The organism is Pricia antarctica, assembly GCF_900101815.1.
Taxonomy (GTDB): Bacteria; Bacteroidota; Bacteroidia; order Flavobacteriales; family Flavobacteriaceae; genus Pricia; species Pricia antarctica.
Genome location: NZ_FNAO01000005.1, coordinates 59,984 through 73,713 on the forward strand (window position 1 = coordinate 59,984; position 13,730 = coordinate 73,713).

Consider the following 13,730-nt stretch of genomic DNA (forward strand, 5'->3'; position numbering starts at 1 on the left):
CATGGCAAAAACAACATTAGAAAATTTAAGATTGGGCATTTTTGTAATCATAGGTACCATACTGCTGCTTCTGGCAACCTATCTTATAGGTAACCGGCAGAATATGTTCGGGAAGACCTTTGATATTACCGCGACCTTTAAAAACGCAAGCGGACTCCAAAACGGCAACAACGTTCGTTTTTCGGGCATTAACGTGGGCACTGTCAACAAAATCGAAATGGTCAATGATACGACGATCAGGGTACACATGATCATCGAGGAAAAAATGCAGGAGCATATCCGAAAAGATGCCATTGCCACTATCGGGTCCGATGGATTGGTTGGTAGTATGTTGATCAACATCGTACCCGGGAAGGGCGAAGCCACATTGATCGTTCCTGGAGACGAGCTACAATCGTATAGCAAAGTAGCCACCCAAGACATGATGAATACCTTGAATACCACCAACGAAAATGCGGCTCTGTTGACCGCCGACCTGTTGAAGATTACCCAATCAGTAATCAAAGGCAAAGGTACTTTGGGCAGATTGCTAAACGACACGACCATAGCGAACGACTTTCAAGAAACCATTGCAAACCTCAAGTACGCAAGTAACCGTGCCAATGCTACTATGGCCCAGTTGAACAAAATGGTAAATAACATCGATTTTGAGGAAAGTGCTGCCGGAGTTTTACTTAGTGATACCATTTCTGGGGGAAGGATGAAAAATATCGTTCAAAATCTGGAAACCTCATCCCTAAAAATCGAAAAAACGATCCAAGACTTGAATACGATTATCCGAGGAATAAAAGATGGGGACGGTGCTATAAATTACCTGTCAAAAGATTCTGTTTTGGTCAATCAATTGGACAGAACCATGCAAAGCATTGAACAGGGCACCGAGCGTTTTAATGAAAATATGGAGGCCCTAAAACATAATTTTTTGACCCGGGGTTATTTTAGGAAGTTGGAAAAACAGGAGAAAAAAGAGGAGAAAAACAAAAGTCGAGAGTAAAGTATAGTCGTAGCTAACTATAAACTTCATTTAATAGATTTATGACCCAAAGAAAATAGCTACTTTATATCCTTTATGTTTTCTTTTTTCAATACATCCTCCTGCATAATTCGTTGCACTTTATTGGGTTCCTCCATAATTGGAATATGCGCCGAGTCTTCAAAAGTCTAAAATTCTTTAGTGGGTGCCTCCAGAAGCTCGAAATATCGTTCTGATAATGCGATCTGTGTTTCCCATATTTATCTTCATGATGATATTATTTTTCGTAAAAGTAGGTGCACATGGGTTCTGCCGAAATGACAAAAGTCATATTCGAACACTTTTAAAAATCATCCAGAGATTTGATATAGTTTTCCATCAACAACAAGTATTTACCCGCCTCGGCCAAGGCTTTCGTTTTTGCAATAGAATCTGTTGAGCTCTGAGCGCGTAGACTATTGACCTTGGCCCGAACATTGGCACGGTAACTTTTGTAATAGGTAAAAAGTCTGCGCTCCGCTTCGTTGCGCATTGCCGGAAAAAGGTGGTTGTAATGCGCAATGAATATTTCCGAAAGATCATTTCTCCCCGCGGCATCCAAGTCCATGCAGAGAAAGGCGACCTCGTTCAAGACATCGATCTGTCGGTAATCGTCATTGAATTCGATACAATCGAAGGGCTGTGGTTCGGGCAATAAAAAAATGTTTCGAGTGTGCAAGTCGCCGTGGCAATCCCTAAAGAAACCGGCATTCAACCTTGTTTCCAATAGTGCGCTATTCTTGTTTAGAAATGTGTTGGAAAATTGTATGGCATGGTCGATAAAACGCTGGCTTTGCAAGCCAATAGGCTCGGAAAGAAATTCTTTTTCCTCATTAAGGGCGTTGAATTTTTCCTTTACGTCCCACACGTTTTTCTTATAAATAACTTCTGTGCTCTTGTGAAAACCGGCGATGCTTTCCGCAAGATTTTTGATGTCGGATACGCTCACCTTATCCTCTGATAGCAACACGTCCATTTGTTTTTCGGGATCGAGTTTGCGCATTTTTAGGGCGTAATCGATTAGTATTCCCTCATTCCCGCCCACGGTATAACTTCCCCGTACTTGAAATATCGGCAGTACTTCAAGGTAGATGTTTTTGGAAAAGCGTTTGTTTAAGTCCAGTTCCTTCTGACAAAAATGTTTACGAAGTTCCAAAGTGGAGAAATCAAGAAAAGAATACTTGATCGGCTTTTTGATTTTATAAACGAATCGGTCGCAAAGTACTACCCACGAGATATGGGTTTCGACCAAATCCCGTTGAAGTGATTTTTCAGGTAATATCCCTCTGGAAAGCAATTTATCAATTTGATTTCTTTTCATTTTTAAGATATTCCATAGCCTTTTGCAGCATGACATCGATATTATCGTTTCTGGATTCCAGCCTTAAATGGGGCCGCTCCAAAGGTTCCCATTCCTGCTTTATCAGCTTATGGACTTCAAAATCGGCATCGCTGTAGGGTCTGCTCTCTTTTAGACGGGCTTTGATAACCGGTTCATCTGCCCACACCTCGATAAAACGGCTGTTATTCTTTGCTTTCTTTATAAACAGTTCCCGTGTTTCTTTTTTATAAAAGGTGGCATCAAACACCAAGTTCTCTTTTTTGGTATTTGTCTCTTCCAATTTTTTCAGCATAGTATCATAAACTGCGGCCTTTTCATGGTCAGAATACGTTCGACTTGGAAATAGCTCTTTTCGCAAGCGGTCGCTGCTCACATATTCGGCGTCGATTTTTTCCGCCAGTCTTTCGGCAAAATAACTCTTACCGGAACCGGGAAGGCCAAACACCATTATGTTCATAGTACGTTTTCCTTTGCTATTTTTAGACATCTTTTTTGTCTGTAGTTGTAAAATGATTTGGCCCGGCAAACAATTATCCTGCTCAAAATTCCGCCGTAAACTATGATTTCATCTTTAATATTCGTTAAGACCATTATCAATTTTAGCTATTGAAATTTTATGCTTCCAAACTTTGGCCGGGCTGTCCTCTTCCTTGGTCTGAAGAATATGCTGTATGGGGTCTATATTTTCGAAATACATGTTGTGCATGCCCCCCATATAAGAACATTCTGGTTACTACGGTATTGCCTTCCTTCCATATTCGGGGAAATTTCCAGTTTATAGGCTTAAATTTTACTTTCCCTTACGTAATATATTCTAAAAGTTCGCTGATTGAACTTTTAAGTAGTGGTATCGGTTGGGGTATCGGCGGTACTTCCTTTTAACCTCCGCCCGTCTTTCAGCGCCCAATAGATGCCCTTTACATCTTCCACCCAGTCATCGTACATAAATATCAGGGTAATCTCCTCTATGGTTTCCAATATGCCGATGACCATCATCATATAGAACAGCCAATAAATAGGACCGAAGAACAGCGTCCATAAAATAAATGTGCCTTGTACGACAGCGGAAGATTTTGCCAAATACGTATGAAAGGCAGTTGCCTTGCCGTATTTCATAAACGCGATCAACATTTGCAGAATGTAGGGCGTGAAGGCCACCGCGATAATCAGTAAATTTTGGCGAATGAACGCATTTTCAAACGCCCAAAGTCCGATAAGACCCATTACGAAAGTAAGCTGGTCGCCTATGGAATCGAGTTGCGCGCCCCTAGGACTGGAGATTTTTAGCTTTCGAGCCAAAAAGCCGTCAATGGCATCCGTGCTATAACTTGCCAGAAGGAACCATGTGAATATTAGTCGTTCCTCCATTAGGATGAGGGCCAACAGCACGGGCACCATTGCGATGCGATAGAACGAAAACCAATCGGCGATATTGTAATTCTTAAATGTGAGCATAAAAGCTTTTATTTTTCGAGCAAAGGTTTTAGCTTGTTGATTATTTTATCTACAATAAGCGGTGCATCGGCCACGATAGACTCGCCGGTTATCGCGTCCACATCGCCCATTTTGTAACTTCCCTCACCGGAGGTGGTCAGCATTACCGTTTTATTCTTGGTATTTTGGTTTTTGTCGGTAAAGGTTTGTACCGATGTAGGCGGTTTCCGATTTTCCCAAGTGTGGATAATCAATAAGGCATCGAAATTTTTTGGGTCTATATCCCCCAGATCGGAAACATCGATTACCTTGATGTAAATGGAATCCTGTTCATAGTATTCCACTATACCGGCCGTAACTGAATTCTTGAAGTCACTGCCTTGGGTGGCGACCAACAGTTTTTTTTCGAGATTAGGGGAATGCACCTCAAATGCTTTTGCCTCGTCCATAGAATAGGTATTCATATACCACAATGCACCTAGAAAAAGTACTCCTATAAGAGACATGGTAAACAATACTATATTCTTCAGACTTTTCATCTCCTTACGTACTATGGGTTTTTAAATAGGTATTCAACAGTTCTTTTAAACTTTGTAAATAGTTCTGCATCGTTTCAAGATCCAAATGACTTTTTGGCCGCAGTCAGGGTCATTGGGTCCTCATCCAAGAACTTATAAAGCTCCCGATGCTCCGTTTCAATGATAGTTGTCACTTGTACAATTTCCGACAGTACGGTTCCTAAACTTTCCATAACTATAGTTTTAAAGCATCCATAACAGTGGCGAGTTTCTCGCTATCGATAACGTACTCGGTAATGGTAAAAACCTCTTTGCGGTTGTTTCGGAACGATTTTACGAACAAGGTTATTTCTTCCTCTAAATGTTCATGCTCCGTGCGTATAATACTGGCATCGGCCTTATTGAAATTTTCTACAATCTGACCCAGCTGTATACGATGTTTCCCAATTTTTTCTAACAAATCCCTGACATTTACACCAAGGTCGAACAATCCATTTTTTAACTTATTTACCATATCCAAATTTTCTGATTTGCTTATCCACATCAAATATTTATCAATCAGATGGTGCAAAAAACGTAGGTCGTCCCTATAAAATTCAAGATCGGATATCCAATGCCCGGTCAGCACATAGAGTTCGTCCCATGGGCCGTCCTTTAAAAAATCAAGTTCCTGATTATGCTTTTTATCGATCATGAGCTGCCTATTTCAGAATATCACGATATAAATGTAAAGTAGTGGTCTGTCAATAAAAATGACCAAAATCATGTCTATGTCACCAGTTGTATGACCAAGGTTATTTTTACTTATATCCTCTTTATATAGATTTACAACATCAACTTTAATGCTTAGGATGATGAAAACGATTCTTTATGCCACGGATTACTCGCAAAATTCGATAGCCGCCTTAAAATCCGCACACCTATTGACCCAAAAATTCAATATGAAATTGATCGTCACGTTTTCGACATTCCGATTTCTTTGGCAAGCCCCGTATCCGTAAGCTATATGAACAAGGAGCAAAATCTTTTTGTGAGAATCGTGCACAACTGAAGGCGTATTTTCAAAACATCTAAGTGCTAGTTGGGAAGCTGCCAACATTAGTTTTGTGGTGGACGAGGATGGTTCCGTTTGGAACGGTATCTTGGAAAAAGCCATTAAAACGATGCAGATATGATCGTTGTCGGACGAAAAGGGGCCAGCCAAGTAAAGGAATTTCTCCTAGGTAGCACCACGGCAAAGGCCCTAATTCAAAAAGCCCCCTGCTCCGTCTTGGCCGTACCGAAAACCGTTAAAGGCACTCATTTCAAAAAAGTGGCCTATGCTACCGATTTTGAACGGGCCGATATTTTTGCGCTTCGAAGACTGGTCAAAATCGCCAAAAAATTCGATGCCCAAGTCAGTGTGGTACATATTACCACACAAAAGGAATATGCGGGCAAAGAAAAAATGGAATGGTTCAAGGAAATTATAAATGATAAAATTGATTACAAAAAACTGGATTTCGACTTAATTTTTGAGATACAATTTTTGAAGAATTGGTCTGGTATTTGGAAGATTCAGACGCTGACCTACTCGCCATGTTAGAGCGAAAGAAAAATACTTTTTATCAAAAATACATTCAAAGTGGTATGGTCAGAAAAATGGTCAAGGACATTAAAGTGCCCCTACTCCGTTTTAATGTGGTCGGACTTTAATGCCACAAGAAAAGTTCTAAACCCGTATTTCAGACGCTGCGAGTACTTTATCAGGTATCTTTTGGACTTTGATCTTTTCCTCTACTTTTTGACCGCCGATCATCGTGATTTCACTTTTGATTTTATTACCGGTAAACGAGAGCAACCAATTACTGAACCGAGGTAGGTATCCAATTCTGAAATTCGCAAACCGTCCCAATCCCGTCAGGGTTATCGTTTCTTTCTTTTGACTATCATTTGTCTAATGCTTTCTACTACGGATTCCGGCGGGTCCAAATATAGGTTGGTACGATTGGGAAGATAGACCAATGAACCGTCCACGTCCAAAATCTTCCTTTTGGCATTATTTTGTGTAAAGCCGACAAAGGCAATTCCCACATGTATATTTCGATTCCATTGTCTCACAGTTGGCAAGCTTTTAAACTTTCCGCACGAATCCATGCAAAAGGTATTACTGTCACAACAGATGGTCATACGGTAACCCTTAGTGGAAAGGTACATTCCATCAAGGAGAAAGAAGAAGCGGAAAGGGCAGCCTTTAGGGCTCCTGGAGTGTTTAATGTTGTCAATAAGCTTAAAGTGCAATTTTATCCCGCATACGCTTGACTTCGATTAAAACCCATCTAGACATTTTTTGAACAGCTCCGACTTGCATATCTTTCGTCGGGGTTTTTTATATGGCTTTGTTTGCTAAAATTAATATGATGAAGTTTATTTCGTGGAATGTCAACGGTATCAGGGCTGTCGTTAAGAACGATTTTTTTGAATCCATCGGCAAAATAGGTACTGATTCTTTGACTTCAAGAGACCAAAGCGCAGGACGAAGAAGTATCAAATGCTTTATCTCCGCTGACTGGGCATCAAATTTATAGTAATTCCATAGCTAAAAAAGGATATTCCGGAACGGCCTTGTTGACCAGAGCATAGCCCCTGAACATAATCGATGATATGGGTGTTTTGGACCATGATGTTGAGGGCCGAATCCAATATGCGAAATTCGAAAATTTCTATTTGGTCAACGTTTATGTGCCAAATTCAGGCCAACAACTGAACCCATTGGATTACCGAAGACAATGGGATGCCGACTTTCTCAGCTATTTAAAGAATCTTGAAAAAACAAAACCAATCATCGCCTTCGAGGATTCTAACGTGACACTACTACGGTTGGGATCATTTGTCCTATAAGTCTTCGAATCGATTTGTAATGGTATTACTGACTTCTTAAATATTGCGCTAATACACTAACCTGAAAATTACCTACAATCGAAAGTTCGGTATCGGCGTTCATCAACACCAACCCATAGGCCAAATGTGAAAGTTTACAATCACTTATGATTTCCTTTTCGATTCCACTGAAAACCGGCCTAAAATGTTGACGAAGATCCATTCCCGAAGCCTTTCCGATACCCATTGCCTTGACCACGGCATCACTTATCTGTTTAGGCGTAAGGCCTTGATTCAACAAATCACTTGCAAGGTGCCTTAACTGTAAGCTGTAATAGAAATCCATAAAATGCGCGATACTGTCCGCATGCCGGTATTCCTTTGTAAAAAGGGTGATTTTCATGATCGTGGATTATTAAAATCTCGTTTTCTTGTTTTTAATTCATCGAAACCATTGTTCAAAGTTTTTTGGCATATCCGAATACCATCCGTTTAAAATCCTTAAAATCTTGGGCAAAAAGGGCCATTCTTTCGCCGAGCTTTCGGTGTTGCTCCCTATAATTCCCGTCGGACAGTCCTTTTTCTCCCTTTACCAAACGGGAAAGGAATTTTTCATGTGCGATAATGTCTTCCGTCAGATAATCGAAGAGGTTCTCGTGTATCTTGTCCAAATTCTTTAACATTTTTCCATATTCGGATTCCGTAGCTTCTTTTTTTGACAAGAGATCCGCAAAAAATTTGGTCTCATCTTTCCAAAAATCGATGGTGTCCTTCCATTCGCGACTTTCTTGATGCAGTACATCCAATGCCGCCCCTAATAATAGTTCTGTTTTGGGGTTTGCAGTTTTAGCTTTCATAGTGATACATTTTGACTTTTTTCTATTAATCCGAATTGTTCTGGCGACGCAACAAACTGGTGTGTAAACTTTCTCGCGTTGCATCCAAAAGTTTTTCTACCTCCTCTACGGTACGGATGCGTATTTTGGCAATCTCTGACAGATCGAACTGGTGTTCGGTAAAAAGTTCGAAAACCGTCTGCATTGGTCTAGGCAAATGTGCTTGCAACCAATACATGAAACTCCCGCTATTGTTTATTTTAATCAATTGTGACTTTCATAATCAGCTTTTAAGTATATGCCAAAAATGCAAACTTGTCCTGAAGCATAAAATGATATAAATCAGTAGCAACACAAATAATAAAGAATAAGGGAACAATATTGAAAATTAACTATGACTGACGTGGGTCATTTTTTAGGATAAGTGATAGCGGTACTTTTAAGGAATAAAATAATAATCAGATGAAATCAGATGCACAAATAAAACAGGATATTTTGGATGAACTCGTATTTGAACCCAACATTGACGAGACTCAAATAGGGATCATAGTAGAGGATGGTGTCGTAACGCTAAGTGGCGTGGTTAACGATTATCATAAAAAGGTTCTTGCCAATAAAGTTGCCAAACGAATAGTGGGTGTTAAAGCCGTGGCCGAGGATATCGAGGTCAAATATGGCGACGATTTTAAGAAAACCGACAAAGAGATCGCAAAAGCTGCGGTCAATGCTTTGGAATGGAATGCCGCGATTCCCAAAGAAAAGATAATGGTATTTGTTGAAGACGGATACATTTACTTATCAGGGAAAGTTGTTTGGGATTATGAGCGTAAAGCCGCCAAACGCGTCATACAAAATCTTTTGGGCGTAAAGGGAGTCGTTAATAATATAGAACTTATTCCTGATGTGCAACCCGATAATATTGAAGAGCAAATTATCAAGTCTTTAGAGCGTTCTGCAAATCTGGAAGCCAATGGTATACGGGTGCAGGTAGATGGCGATACGGTACAGCTTAAGGGCAGGGTGCATTCGCTTAAGGAACGAGAACTAGCGGAAAAAGCAGCTTATAAAGGTCTTGGAGTGCGTCTGGTTCAAAATGATATTGTGGTACAGTATTCCCCTGAATTCGTTTAATCGAAAAAAAACGAAAAAAGTTGTAACAACTGACCTAGGTCATTTTACGGATAAAATAGATGCCCTATGTTAGCACCCTAGTCAAAAGTAAAAAAGTTCTTTGGAAAACATAAAGATCCGGGTGCCTAGGCGTAGCAATACGGCCAGGGCCCAACGGAAGTTCTAATAAATACTTTAGACCCTGTAGTTGGCCTACTTGTCTAGCGATAGGCAAATACGGCAAATTACTATAAGCGGAACAGGTAGATGCAATACCTTCTTTGAAACCGGGGCATTTCGGTGTCCCGGTTTCGTTGAAATATCAATTACAATATTGGTTCATGTTGCTGCAAGGCGCATGTATCATTGTGAAGGGAGCGATGCTGTTCGAACCAAAATTGACCTCTAGGTCATTTTAGCGATAAAGTGATGTAAAGGCTTGATTGGAAGAGCGGACAAATTTTAACCTTTCATAGGAAACAGGAGGCCTCGGCTTCCTGTTTCTGTTTTTGGTATCTTGAAATCAGGTTCACGGAATGGTACATAGGGTACATTGACAATCATTCCATCTTTTGTAGTTTTTCGAGTTCCTCCCCTAGCCTATCCAATTGATAGCAATATCCCCTGGCCATCAGCAAGAAGTGTTCTTCGTTCAATAACTTGATATAGCGGGCTGCGTCGTCTTTTGGTAGGCCCAATCCCCTTAAAATACCATACGGCCCCGAAGACATGGTTCCCAACGCCTTGCCATCGAGGTCATGTAGAAACTGGGAAACCAAATTTCCCGCAATGAACAACGTACCGATCTCGGGGTTGCAGAACAGTCCAAAATCGGTATTAGGGCCCAAGGAACCTCGCCAGTAGGCCTTTAGCTGTTTTTTTGAATCGAGGATTTTTCTATCGCCTGAAATACAGTGTTCCGCTAATTTACCCAATACGGATAACGAAAGCCGCTCCGAGCCTTCTTTTAGAGCAACTTTTATAGCGTCCTCCAATTGCCATAAATGAGCATAGCTTTTAATGAAAAAATGCTTTTTCGTCTGTTTTTGAATCTTTGGTCTCATGGTAAGGAATGTTAATTTCGTCGTTAGGTCAGTGCATTCCCGTAATACTAAATTAAAACGCATTTCAATCTTATACCATGACGTAAATCATTTCAAATCGATTCCGATAAAATTATTTTTGAAAGGAAATGGTCGGCATTTTCTACATAGTCGTGAGCATTTTGCTTTATATTCTCAGGGACAAGCTCAATGCACCGTTACTAAGAAAATTATCGGGCCATTTTTTTGAACGAACATGACACAGCAATACAGCGCTTTCGATGAAATAGATGAGCGGCTCCTCTCCGAAAATCGAGGGGGCGGAATAAATTCTATTTATGGACTAAAATCTACCCAAAATCGGATATGCCCCTGAGTTCCTCCTTTTTTAGAATGACAATTCTACGGCCATGATCTGTAGTTATCAAACCTTCGTCCTTGAAGTCTGAAAGAGTTCGTATGGCCGTATCGGTGGCCGTACCGATCATTCCTGCAAAATCTTCCCGGGCAATCCCGGTGCCGCCATTGGGCTTTTCTTTGATATGACCTTTGTCGTATAGTTCCATTCATTTCGGGCATCATTATGTCGCAGACCACGAAATGGGGTTTAAATTACTTGGCCCGTATAATCTCTTGTCTTCCATTCTCGGCGGTCAGTAGCTCATAGTTTGCCAATTCCAGAATATCCGCGGTATTTTCAGGTACATCGACGTTATCCTCGATCAGCAATATGTTTTTTATCGTGCTTCATTTAAGTGTTCTTTAAAATCGGTTATTTTTATTGGACTTTGCGAGGGCAGTTTTACACTAAAGGATGAGCCCTTGCCGATGTTACTCGTAAAGCTGATGCTACCGCCCAATAGTTCGGTGTATTGCTTGACGATATGCAAGCCTAGGCCCGTACCTTGAATATTGGTCACGTTTGCCGCCCGGAAGAACCGTTCGAAGAGGTTCTTTTGTTCTTCATGGGGTATGCCTAGGCCCTCGTCCTTGATGATAAATGTTACCTCCCCTTCAATGGTTTGGGAAATTTCCATATTGATTTTTTGTCCTTCTTCGGAGTACTTCGCGGCATTGGAAAGCAAATTGATCAGTATATGGCTCAGAAGTTTGGAATCCATATAGACCATAATGTCCTCTTTTGGATGATTCAGTTCGATATATTGACCCTCCTTTTTGCTCCCTTCCATTTCCTCCAATAACAATTTTGAAAACTGGATCAGTTCAAAACGTTTTGGATCGACCTGTACCTTGCCCTCCTCCAACTTGCTCAAGGACAGAAAATCGTTTAAGATGACCACCAGATTTTTTACGCTTTTCCGTATCCGGGCCACATGTTTTTCACGTCTTTCTTCCAGGCCCGGTGCATTCTGTTTTCCAATAAGAATTGCCGAGGACAAAATGGCGCTCAAGGGCGTACGAAACTCGTGCGAGGCCATGGAGATAAACCGTGATTTCAGTTCGTTCAGTTCCTGCTCAGTTTTTAGCGCACTCGCCAGTTTATCCTGTATCTTTCTTTGGTCGGTAATGTTATGGTAAACGAATAGGGCCCAAACTATGGCTTCCATATCGGAACGTAAAGGCATTGAATTTACAGCATAACAATTACCCTTAAATTCTATCTCGAAGGAAAGGCCTTTCCCTTCAATCGTTTTTAGGATATCTTCTTTTATCTTTTCGATTTGTTCCTTGGAGAATATAGGAATGTCATCGATACGTTTGCCCTCAAAATCTATTTTGTTCAGGTCGACGCGTTTCAGTTCTTCCCCTTCCACATAGGTCAGTTCAAAGTCGGAATTAAATACCACAATGAGTCCCTTTGGAAAATTTTGGGCTATAGCGGCAAACTGTGCCTGGCTACGTTGTGCCTTGCTCTCCGCCATACGGGTTACCTGTATCTGATCTTCTAGGTTTAGATTGGTTTCTACCAATTTTTTAACAGTCGATTCCAGTTCCCGGGTACGGTTCTTTACCTTTTTCTCAAGTTCATCGGAATAGTCCTCCAACCGTTTTCTGGCCCTTTGAATCTCCGTAACATCGTTTTGAACTCCTATAAATTGAATCAGCTCGCCCTTTTCATCGTGCAAGGGTGTAATTGTAAGATCGTTCCAAAACAGGGAGCCGTCCTTTCTGTAATTTCGCAAGAGTACATGACAAGGCTCTCCCTTTCCTATGGCCTTTGCCATAGTTGCGATGGCCTCTTGATCACGGTCATCTTTCTGCAAAAACTGACAATTAATCCCGATGACCTCCTCCCTAGTATACCCCGTCATTTTGGTAAAGGCTTCGTTGCAAAAGGTTATAGGAAGATTGGGATGACACGCATCGACGATAAGTATGCCGTTGCCGGCGGCTTCTAAGGCTCTATGGTGTACCTCTAGATTTTGCTGTAATGACTTTGTCTTGGTAAGGTTCCGGGCAACACTCAAAATTCGGTCCTTGGCCATTGGAACCAAGCGGCATTCATACTGCACTGTCCCCTTTGCAACCGGGGCGGTTACTTGTACTATTTCCATTTTTTGCATCCTCCCCACCCTTTCAAAAGCTTTTAACAAAAAATCTGCCGTTTCAATGGGTAAAAAATCCTTGACATTTTTACCTATTACTTGCTCCACCGGGGCAAAAAGGTATGATGGGTCGGGTACCTGAACTTCCATAATCGTCCCTTTTTTATCGAGTATAGTCATCATATCAGGCAATGCCTCCAAAATGGCAATATTTTTTTCCTCGCTGGATCTTAATTTTTGATGCGTTTTGACTTGCTCGGTTACATCCACCCCTGAACTAATCAAACCCGTTACCTTGTCGGTTTCATCCTTTAATAACGCGTTTCGCCAGCGTATCAATTTTCTTTTGTTACCTTTTGCGACCACCCAATTTTCATATACATCGGGAGGCTCTTCGGTACCGGCAATAATCTGGTCGAAATAAAAAGCCAGTTCTTTTTTCTCTTTTTTTGGAATACACCTATGAAACCAATTCTTTCCAATGATTTCCACCCGTTCATAGCCAAGTACTTCGCAACCTTTACGGTTGACCAGTTCAATGGAGTGGTCGGCCTTGATCACCAAAAAGATGGATGCAGCTGCATCCAAATACTGGAAAAGATTCTTGTTCTCTATTTCTTTTGATGCATACATTACCTCATAGCTTAGGTACCAACTAATTACATATCCAATCTATAGTTCTGCGAACAAATAAATTGTGGCACATTCATCGGTCTTTTGTTCGAAAAACGGTCGGTAAGGTCGGGCAACGTAATTTCATACGTTGGTTGGTAAATATATCACAGTAGCATTCGGGGAAAAATGATATCGGTCATATGAAGACCATCCTCCCAGAAAATATGACGCAGGTCATTTTAGAGGACCGGTGCCGTGTTTACTTTTGATAAATACATTAAAGTAATCTATAGACCAAAAACGGAGATATGGAATGCACCGACTGGTTTTTCTGCACCAAGAAATTGAAAAAACTGGAGGTATTGGATGCGGTACTTAAAAACGGATAGTTCTAATTCTTCCTTTTTGTCACACTGAACGCAGTCTAAATGTCGAGAAACTAAAATGGTCTTCG

Annotated in this window: 19 protein-coding genes; 5 read left to right on the plus strand and 14 right to left on the minus strand. The window is 41.0% G+C overall.

All coding sequences use genetic code 11. The annotated features are described in order from the left end of the window. Nucleotide 1 precedes the first annotated feature (1 nt). Nucleotides 2–994, plus strand: a complete 993-nt coding sequence (locus tag BLT07_RS10190; RefSeq protein ID WP_091868364.1) for an MlaD family protein — start codon at nucleotides 2–4, stop codon at nucleotides 992–994. Between the two features lie 322 nt (nucleotides 995–1,316). On the opposite strand, the gene BLT07_RS10195 is transcribed toward BLT07_RS10190, so the two are convergent. The 7 genes from BLT07_RS10195 to BLT07_RS10220 all read right to left on the minus strand — a co-directional run bounded on the left by BLT07_RS10195 (nucleotide 1,317) and on the right by BLT07_RS10220 (nucleotide 5,000). Continuing rightward, nucleotides 1,317–2,333, minus strand: a complete 1,017-nt coding sequence (locus tag BLT07_RS10195; protein WP_091868366.1) for a hypothetical protein — start codon at nucleotides 2,331–2,333, stop codon at nucleotides 1,317–1,319. Further along, nucleotides 2,314–2,841: a P-loop nucleotide/nucleoside kinase family protein gene (locus BLT07_RS10200; RefSeq protein WP_139205133.1), complete on the minus strand. Its 528-nt coding sequence runs from the start codon at nucleotides 2,839–2,841 to the stop codon at nucleotides 2,314–2,316. The genes BLT07_RS10195 and BLT07_RS10200 overlap by 20 nt, the downstream gene beginning before the upstream one ends. Nucleotides 2,842–2,925: 84 nt before the next feature. Beyond that, nucleotides 2,926–3,060, minus strand: coding sequence for a hypothetical protein (locus tag BLT07_RS21570; protein ID WP_262503245.1), 135 nt, complete (start codon nucleotides 3,058–3,060; stop codon nucleotides 2,926–2,928). 131 nt (nucleotides 3,061–3,191) lie between these two features. Then, complete coding sequence (locus BLT07_RS10205) at nucleotides 3,192–3,809, minus strand: CDP-alcohol phosphatidyltransferase family protein (RefSeq protein ID WP_091868368.1); 618 nt, start codon at nucleotides 3,807–3,809, stop codon at nucleotides 3,192–3,194. An 8-nt stretch (nucleotides 3,810–3,817) separates the two neighbouring features. After that, the gene (locus BLT07_RS10210) at nucleotides 3,818–4,327 is read right to left on the minus strand and encodes a hypothetical protein (protein WP_091868369.1); all 510 of its coding nucleotides are present in this window, start codon (nucleotides 4,325–4,327) and stop codon (nucleotides 3,818–3,820) included. Nucleotides 4,328–4,401: 74 nt separating this feature from the next. Further along, the gene (locus tag BLT07_RS10215; RefSeq protein WP_245726505.1) at nucleotides 4,402–4,539 is read right to left on the minus strand and encodes a hypothetical protein; all 138 of its coding nucleotides are present in this window, start codon (nucleotides 4,537–4,539) and stop codon (nucleotides 4,402–4,404) included. Nucleotides 4,540–4,541: 2 nt separating this feature from the next. After that, nucleotides 4,542–5,000: a hypothetical protein gene (locus BLT07_RS10220; RefSeq protein WP_091868371.1), complete on the minus strand. Its 459-nt coding sequence runs from the start codon at nucleotides 4,998–5,000 to the stop codon at nucleotides 4,542–4,544. 477 nt (nucleotides 5,001–5,477) lie between these two features. On the opposite strand from BLT07_RS10220, the gene BLT07_RS10225 reads away from it, so the two are divergent. Further along, complete coding sequence (locus BLT07_RS10225; RefSeq protein ID WP_091868373.1) at nucleotides 5,478–5,891, plus strand: universal stress protein; 414 nt, start codon at nucleotides 5,478–5,480, stop codon at nucleotides 5,889–5,891. Nucleotides 5,892–6,211: 320 nt separating this feature from the next. On the opposite strand, the gene BLT07_RS20975 is transcribed toward BLT07_RS10225, so the two are convergent. After that, on the minus strand, nucleotides 6,212–6,406 hold the full coding sequence (locus tag BLT07_RS20975) for a hypothetical protein (protein WP_175455300.1): 195 nt from the start codon (nucleotides 6,404–6,406) through the stop codon (nucleotides 6,212–6,214). Between BLT07_RS20975 and BLT07_RS21715 the strand changes: the two genes are divergently transcribed. Both BLT07_RS21715 and BLT07_RS10235 read left to right on the plus strand, forming a co-directional pair. Further along, nucleotides 6,380–6,607 carry a BON domain-containing protein gene (locus BLT07_RS21715; RefSeq protein ID WP_091868374.1) on the plus strand — a complete coding sequence of 76 codons (228 nt, stop codon included), beginning with the start codon at nucleotides 6,380–6,382 and terminating at the stop codon, nucleotides 6,605–6,607. The genes BLT07_RS20975 and BLT07_RS21715 overlap by 27 nt on opposite strands. A gap of 342 nt (nucleotides 6,608–6,949) precedes the next feature. Continuing rightward, nucleotides 6,950–7,186: an exonuclease/endonuclease/phosphatase family protein gene (locus BLT07_RS10235; RefSeq protein ID WP_091868376.1), complete on the plus strand. Its 237-nt coding sequence runs from the start codon at nucleotides 6,950–6,952 to the stop codon at nucleotides 7,184–7,186. A 25-nt stretch (nucleotides 7,187–7,211) separates the two neighbouring features. Here BLT07_RS10235 and BLT07_RS10240 read toward each other — a convergent pair whose 3' ends face one another. Genes BLT07_RS10240 through BLT07_RS20980 form a run of 3 tightly spaced genes read right to left on the minus strand, consistent with a single transcriptional unit; the run spans nucleotide 7,212 to nucleotide 8,206 of the window. Next, complete coding sequence (locus BLT07_RS10240; RefSeq protein WP_091868378.1) at nucleotides 7,212–7,568, minus strand: hypothetical protein; 357 nt, start codon at nucleotides 7,566–7,568, stop codon at nucleotides 7,212–7,214. Between the two features lie 55 nt (nucleotides 7,569–7,623). Further along, nucleotides 7,624–8,022, minus strand: coding sequence for a hypothetical protein (locus tag BLT07_RS10245; RefSeq protein ID WP_091868380.1), 399 nt, complete (start codon nucleotides 8,020–8,022; stop codon nucleotides 7,624–7,626). A gap of 25 nt (nucleotides 8,023–8,047) precedes the next feature. Beyond that, nucleotides 8,048–8,206 carry a hypothetical protein gene (locus BLT07_RS20980; protein WP_175455307.1) on the minus strand — a complete coding sequence of 53 codons (159 nt, stop codon included), beginning with the start codon at nucleotides 8,204–8,206 and terminating at the stop codon, nucleotides 8,048–8,050. Between the two features lie 257 nt (nucleotides 8,207–8,463). Here BLT07_RS20980 and BLT07_RS10255 point away from each other — a divergent pair, with 257 nt between their 5' ends. Beyond that, entirely contained in the window at nucleotides 8,464–9,132 is a 669-nt protein-coding gene (locus BLT07_RS10255; protein ID WP_091868384.1) for a BON domain-containing protein, read from the plus strand. A 539-nt stretch (nucleotides 9,133–9,671) separates the two neighbouring features. Here the strand turns inward: BLT07_RS10255 and BLT07_RS10260 are convergent. The 3 genes from BLT07_RS10260 to BLT07_RS10270 form a co-directional block, all read right to left on the minus strand. Next, nucleotides 9,672–10,175, minus strand: a complete 504-nt coding sequence (locus BLT07_RS10260) for a hypothetical protein (protein ID WP_091868386.1) — start codon at nucleotides 10,173–10,175, stop codon at nucleotides 9,672–9,674. A 329-nt stretch (nucleotides 10,176–10,504) separates the two neighbouring features. After that, nucleotides 10,505–10,720, minus strand: coding sequence for a helix-turn-helix domain-containing protein (locus tag BLT07_RS10265; RefSeq protein WP_091868388.1), 216 nt, complete (start codon nucleotides 10,718–10,720; stop codon nucleotides 10,505–10,507). Nucleotides 10,721–10,891: 171 nt separating this feature from the next. Continuing rightward, entirely contained in the window at nucleotides 10,892–13,294 is a 2,403-nt protein-coding gene (locus BLT07_RS10270; RefSeq protein WP_091868389.1) for a PAS domain S-box protein, read from the minus strand. Between the last annotated feature and the right edge of the window lie 436 nt (nucleotides 13,295–13,730).